Here is a 5,893-nt window from a genome sequence, read left to right on the forward strand (position 1 = left end):
CCTTCTTGGCTGGTGCGACGGGTTCAGCCTTGCGGCCAAGCCCGATGGACTTCGCCAGTTGCGAGCGCTGGGCGGCGTAATTCGGAGCCGTCATCGGATAGTCGCGCGGCAAGCCCCACTTCTCGCGATAGGCGTCCGGCGTCAGACCGAAGTCCGTGCTAAGGTGCCGCTTCAGGGATTTGAACTTCTTGCCGTCTTCGAGGCAGATAATGAAGTCTGGCGTCACCGACTTCTTCGGGTTGACCGCGGGAGTTTGCGGCTCAACGACAGGCGCGATCGGGGTACCAAGCCCGGACAGAGACATGTGCACGGATGCGATTAGTTCAGGCAGGCCGGTAGCCGGTACAGGGTTCTTACTTACGTAGGCGGACACAATGTCCGCAGTAAGCTCGGCTAGTTCGGCGGCGCGGTGATCGGATTCTTCGGTCAATGTGTCGGTCCTTTTGTCTGATTTGTCCCATCTTTATTTGAGCACTGTCCAGGACGCAACCGGGCCTGATCTATTCTAAGCCAATGATGGCGGCCGGCTTTGCGGCGCTGGGCAAGAGCGACCCCGAAATTGACGCGTTCTTTTTGGCCGCGACTTAGCTGTAGACCAATATAACAGGCTACGCGTCAGCCATCTAAGTGACGGGTCGATTACATGCCGATTAGCTAAATAACTGAGCGTCTAACGGACAAGTACGGAACCAAAGCGGTTACGTCAGACCTTTGCTCGCATGGTCCAAGACTTTATTCCTGCCGTCTTATGATGAAGAACGGAAGTTGATCGGCACAATATAGGGCCATCGCGCAACGGATCGATAGCAAGCTGAATTTGGGCGGCTATGGTGTGAACGCGGAAGTCGGGTCAGGCCCGCTTGAAGTCCTTAAGCCCCAGGCGTACCCGCTGGCCTTCCGCGAAGGCAATGGCGACCGATTCTAGGTCGAATGATCGGGTAAGTTCTTCGCCGTTCCCAACAACACGGACGAACCACTCGCCCATGGCCTCGACTATCTCAACGGACGTGTGGTTTGCGCCGCCTTTGGTGTCGTCCATCGCAACTGCCTCGTGTCTGGATGGGGACAAGACGAAACAATATGACTGCTCGCCTTTCAAGCGCTAAAAGGCCGGCGCCTGCTTTTGCGGGGGGCTCTGGCAGGCGCCGGCCGGACGGTCCAATCAGGTCCGCCGCGATGATCCAGTTAGCTGATTCTTGACGTTACGTCATGTGGTCTGGCTGGCCGGAGCCGCGCATGACTGAAACGTGGCATCAACATGGTAAGCAGTTCGGCGAGCCTCCTGCATCGCCTGCACCCGAGCGGCCTCGAACCTTTGCCGCCGGTCAATGCCTGACACAATGACCGGCAGCCTGTATCGAGCCTGCTATGCGGCCGAACGCTGATCCTGGCCGTCAATCGAAGAGGCAAGATCAGTTTCGATTTCCGCAAGCTGCCGGCGCTTCTCAGCCAGTTCCCCAGAGAATCCGAACTCGCCGCCCTCACGCGAGCGATAGGAGGTGAGCCTGAGCTCGGCATCCTCAAGACGCTGGCGGTATCGTTCCTGCTCGCCCTCGAAGCCGGCCAAGGCATGCTCGAGCCGGGCGATGGCGCCAAGCGGCGCGGTGGTGACAGGGAGCTCGATTTCATGCTCGGCGCCGGTGCGCATGAGCATGGTGGCATAGCGATAGCCGTCCTTGCCGAAGCGCTCGCCGGAATATTTGAAATCGAACCCGCCGATGGAGGCGATGGTGGTTTTGCCTTCCTGCTGAAGCTGCACGAGGGTCAGGATTTCCTTCATCAGTGCACGACCTGCGCGTTTTCGCTCCGTGAACGCCTCGCCCCCGACCACCATGCTGAACCCATCGCCGGTCGTCGGCACGAGGCGCTCGATATCCTTGCCCACCTCGCCGATGCGCCGGGTCGCGTATTCGATATCGCGCTCGGCATCGCGGATCTGCCGTCGAACGGCGTGCTCATCATCAATGTGGGCCGCGCGAAGGCGCTCCAGACGGGAAATGTCTGCCTCCAGATCTGCCTTCTGCATCAGGCGCGGATCGCCCGAGGCGATCGCCTTGGCCATGGCGAACTGGTTGGCCTGTCCCTCACCCATATCCTCCAGCCGCCGAATGGACGTGTCACCGGACAGGGCAGCCGCGATGAACCGGGCCTTGCGCTCGTTGTTCTGCCACATCTGGGCGTCCATCGATCCCTCGGTGGCGTAGGCGAAGATATCGATCACATCGTGCTGGTTGCCCTGCCGCAGGATACGACCTTCGCGCTGCTCGATCTGGGAGGGAAGCCACGGTACATCGAGATGATGCAGCGCCTTGAGGCGAAGCTGCGCGTTGACGCCGGTGCCCATCGTGTCGGAAGAGCCTAGTAGGAACCGGATTTTTCCAGCGCGCACATCGCTAAACAGGCGCTGCTTGGCCTCGGACTTCTTGAAGTCCTGCATGACGGCGATCTCGGAGGGCGGAACGCCCATGCGGACCAGCTCGTCGCGGATCCAGCGATAGGCCGAGAAGCCTCTGGTTTTCTCGACGCTGATCGTGCCGAGATCGGAAAAAATCATCTGCGCGGCGCCGGATAGCTCGAAGGGCTTGCCGTCGGGGCGGACATAGTCGTTGCCGGCGGTTTCCTGCCAGACGCGGAAGGCGTTGGAAACAAGGTCGTTGAGCTTGTTGTCCGCCTCATTGTCATTGTCGGCATCGACCAGGCGCAGGTCGATCGCCGCGTGGCGGCCATCTGTGATGACCGACAGCAGAATATCGTCGCCCGGCTCGGGTGGCCCTTCGCGTTGCTCGATGGCCTTGATGCGGGCGTCGAGCACCATCTGGTAGCGCTTGAAGGCGGCGGACGGCTTGGCGGTGATGATCTGACGTGCGCCGGTCGAAAGCGCCGGCACCTTCACATAGTCCCGAAGGTCTTGCGGCATCACCACATCCGCGAAGGAGCGGAACATGGCAATCAGTTCCGGCACGTTGACGAAGGTGGCGAAGCGCGTCACCGGCTTGTATTTGCCGGATGGCTGCAACTCGAGTTCGGTCGTGACGTCGCCGAAGGTCGAAGCCCAGGCGTCGAACTCGTGCAGGCCGCGCTGAAGCAGCGCCTCGTAGCCGAGATAGCGCTGCACCGAAAACATCTCGCCAAGCGTATTGGTGATCGGCGTGCCGGAGGCCAGCACGAGCGCCCGGCCCGGATTCTTCGTCTCCACGAACCGGGATTTGACATAAAGGTCCCAGGCCCGCTGCGAGCCGTTCGGATCGACGCCCTTGAGCGTCGACATGTTGGTGGCGAAGCTGAGCTTCCTGAACTCCTGGGCCTCGTCGACGATGATCTGGTCGACGCCGATCTCGGAAATGGTGAGCAGGTCGTCCTTGCGGGTCGCCAGCGCCTCCAGCCGTTCCTTGAGCCCCTCCTTCAGTCTCGAGGCGCTTGCGCGAGACGCGGTCGTCGCCCTCGACCTTGGTCAGTAGCGTCTCGTAGAGCTCTAGTTCGTCCTGAATCATCTGTTGCTCGAAGGCGGACGGCACGCCGATGAAGCGGAAGGCGCTGTGCGTGATGATGATCGCGTCCCAGGTGGCGGTCGCCGCACGCGACAGGAAGCGATGTCGCTTGGCTAAAGAAAAATTCGTTTCGTCGGCGACGAGGATGCGGGCGGTCGGGTAGAGCGCCAGAAATTCGCGGGCCATCTGTGCAAGGCAATGGCCGGGAACACCAACATGGCCTTGGCGATCAGGCCAAGCCGGCGCTGCTCCATGACGGCCGCGGCAATCGTCATGGTCTTGCCGGCGCCCACGGCGTGGGCGAGGTAAGTCGAGCCAGCCGAGACGATACGCCAGATGCCGCGCTTCTGGTGCCCATAAAGCGAAAAGGCGCCCGAGGCGCCTGGAAGTTGCAGGTGATCCCCGTTGAACCGTCGGGGGGCGATGTTGTTGAAGCGGTCATTATAGACCCGCGCCAGCCGGTCGGTCCGGTCGGGATCGGACCAGATCCAGTTCTGGAAAGCGGTCTTGATCTTCTGCAGCTTTTCCTTGGCGGCTTCCGTATCCACGACGTTGAGCACGCGCTTTTCAGCAGGCCCCTCCTTCACCGTATCGAAGATCTGCGGCACCCGGCTGTTCAGCGCATCGGCGATGAGTTCGCCGGCATGCCGGCGATCAGTGCCCCATTCCGAGGTGCCGGCCGCCATCCAGCCGAGCTGGCGCGCCTCTACCGTCCATGAGGCGAGCTCCGGCATGTGGTGGATGCGAATCTCGGCGCCCAGAGTCTCCTTGACGGAGGCGACGACATCGGCAGCCGGAATCCAGGGTGCGCCGAGACGCGCCGTGATATCGGATGGGCCAAGGTCGGCGGGCTGGACCTCGACGAGCGCCCGGACATTGCGCTCGAAGACGGGATCGAGTGCGGCAGCCGCCTCGGCCGCCTTGAGCTTGTCGCGGACCTGGCCCGAAAGATAGGCGTCGGCGGTCTGCCATGATCCGCCTTCAGGATCGCGGAAGATCGCATCGCCCAGCTCGGCGACGACAGCATCGGGATCGGCATGGAGCAGTTCAGCGATGTGATCGACGTCGACATGGCCGCGTTCGTTGAGTACGACGGCCAGGGCATCGGCGGCCGAGGTGATGACAGGCGCCGATGGCGGTGCGATCACCCGTTCGGTGAAGATCGGACCGGGCCGTGCGGTATCGGTCTCAAGGTCGTAGTCCTCGATCGAGGCGACCAGCCAGCAATCGGGATCGTCGAGGAAGGGCTGCAGGTTCGGCCGGCGATGCGTCTCGCGCGCCTCGCCAGTCTCGGGATCCTCGCTGGTCGAAACAACTGTGGTGTTGATCGGCCCGAAAGCGCGCACGAAATTGGACCAGGCGATGCGCAGCTTGACCTGGGCCGGCTTCCAGGGCCGGTCGAGCTCCTGGGCCTTGAGAACTTCGCGCACCGCATCGCGGATCGGGATCAGCTTACGGATAATGCGCGCATGCTTGTCGGGCACGCCGTCGGCGCTGCGCCCCTTGCGCAGGGGAACAGTCACGGGAACCCCGTCGACCATCTGCATCAGCGCCGTATTCGACGCGATGAAGTAGCTGCCCTCACGGATCGCGGGAGCGTCGGGAAGCGACTCCCCTGCCCCGTCGATGTCGTCGCCGTCGAGGTCGATTGCCTCGGGCTCGCCGTCATAGATGGCTTCCGGGAGCAGGGAGGTCGCATGGGACAGCGCCGACGCGAGATCGACGCCGGGACGCGGCAGGCAGGTGTAGGTCTCTCCGAACGGGCCCGACGTGCTGGCATGAGTGCCGAGCACGAATTCGGGATGCTGGGCGAACCAGCGATTCACGTTGACCGCCCCCTCGTCGCCGTCAGCCAGGCGGACCTCGACGGTGTCGAGCCAGGTAACGTCGCCCTCGGCCTCTCCCGGCTTGCGCTTCCGGAAGAACAGGATGTCGACCACCACATCGGTGCCGGCATCGGCCTGGAAGCTGCCCTGGGGCAAGCGGATTGCGGCGACGAGATCGGCGGACTTCGCGATATGCTCGCGAGCCGAACAATCCGCCTTGTCCATCGTACCCGCGCTCGTCACGAAGACCGCGAGGCCACCCGGCTTCAGAAGGTCGATCGAACGAGCGATGAAGTAGTCGTGCAGACGCGGCCCCATCGAGCGATAGGCGCGGTCCGAGCGGACGGTACGATCCGAGAAGGGCGGGTTGCCGATAGCGAGGTCGAAGCTGGCCGGCAGATCGGCGCGGGCGAAGTCGGCATTGATGATGCGCGCCCGTTGCTGCAGCAGGCGAGCGATGCGGGCGGTCACCGGATCGATCTCGACGCCGGTGACATGCACCTGGTCGCGCAGTTCCGCCGGCAACAAGGCGGGGAACAGGCCAGTGCCGATGCCGGGTTCGAGCACCCTGCCGCCGCG

2 protein-coding genes and 1 pseudogene are annotated in these 5,893 nt (G+C 62.9%); all 3 read right to left on the bottom strand.

What is annotated here, in order from left to right:
- The coding region (locus tag EN749_RS28905; protein WP_128364432.1) for a MucR family transcriptional regulator at window positions 1-430 on the bottom strand (430 nt) is incomplete at its 3' end.
- Between the two features lie 420 nt (window positions 431-850).
- Window positions 851-1,039, bottom strand: a complete 189-nt coding sequence (locus EN749_RS28910) for a hypothetical protein (RefSeq protein ID WP_128364433.1) — start codon at window positions 1,037-1,039, stop codon at window positions 851-853.
- A gap of 327 nt (window positions 1,040-1,366) precedes the next feature.
- Window positions 1,367-5,893, bottom strand: a pseudogene (locus EN749_RS28915) (helicase-related protein); the annotation flags it as partial.

Source organism: Mesorhizobium sp. M7A.F.Ca.ET.027.02.1.1 (assembly GCF_004022985.1).
Classification (GTDB): Bacteria; Pseudomonadota; Alphaproteobacteria; order Rhizobiales; family Rhizobiaceae; genus Mesorhizobium.

Bases quoted from the DNA above. Each gene is read 5' to 3' on its own strand.
- EN749_RS28910 (WP_128364433.1), bottom strand. From the start codon at position 1,039: ATGGACGACACCAAAGGCGGCGCAAACCACACGTCCGTTGAGATAGTC.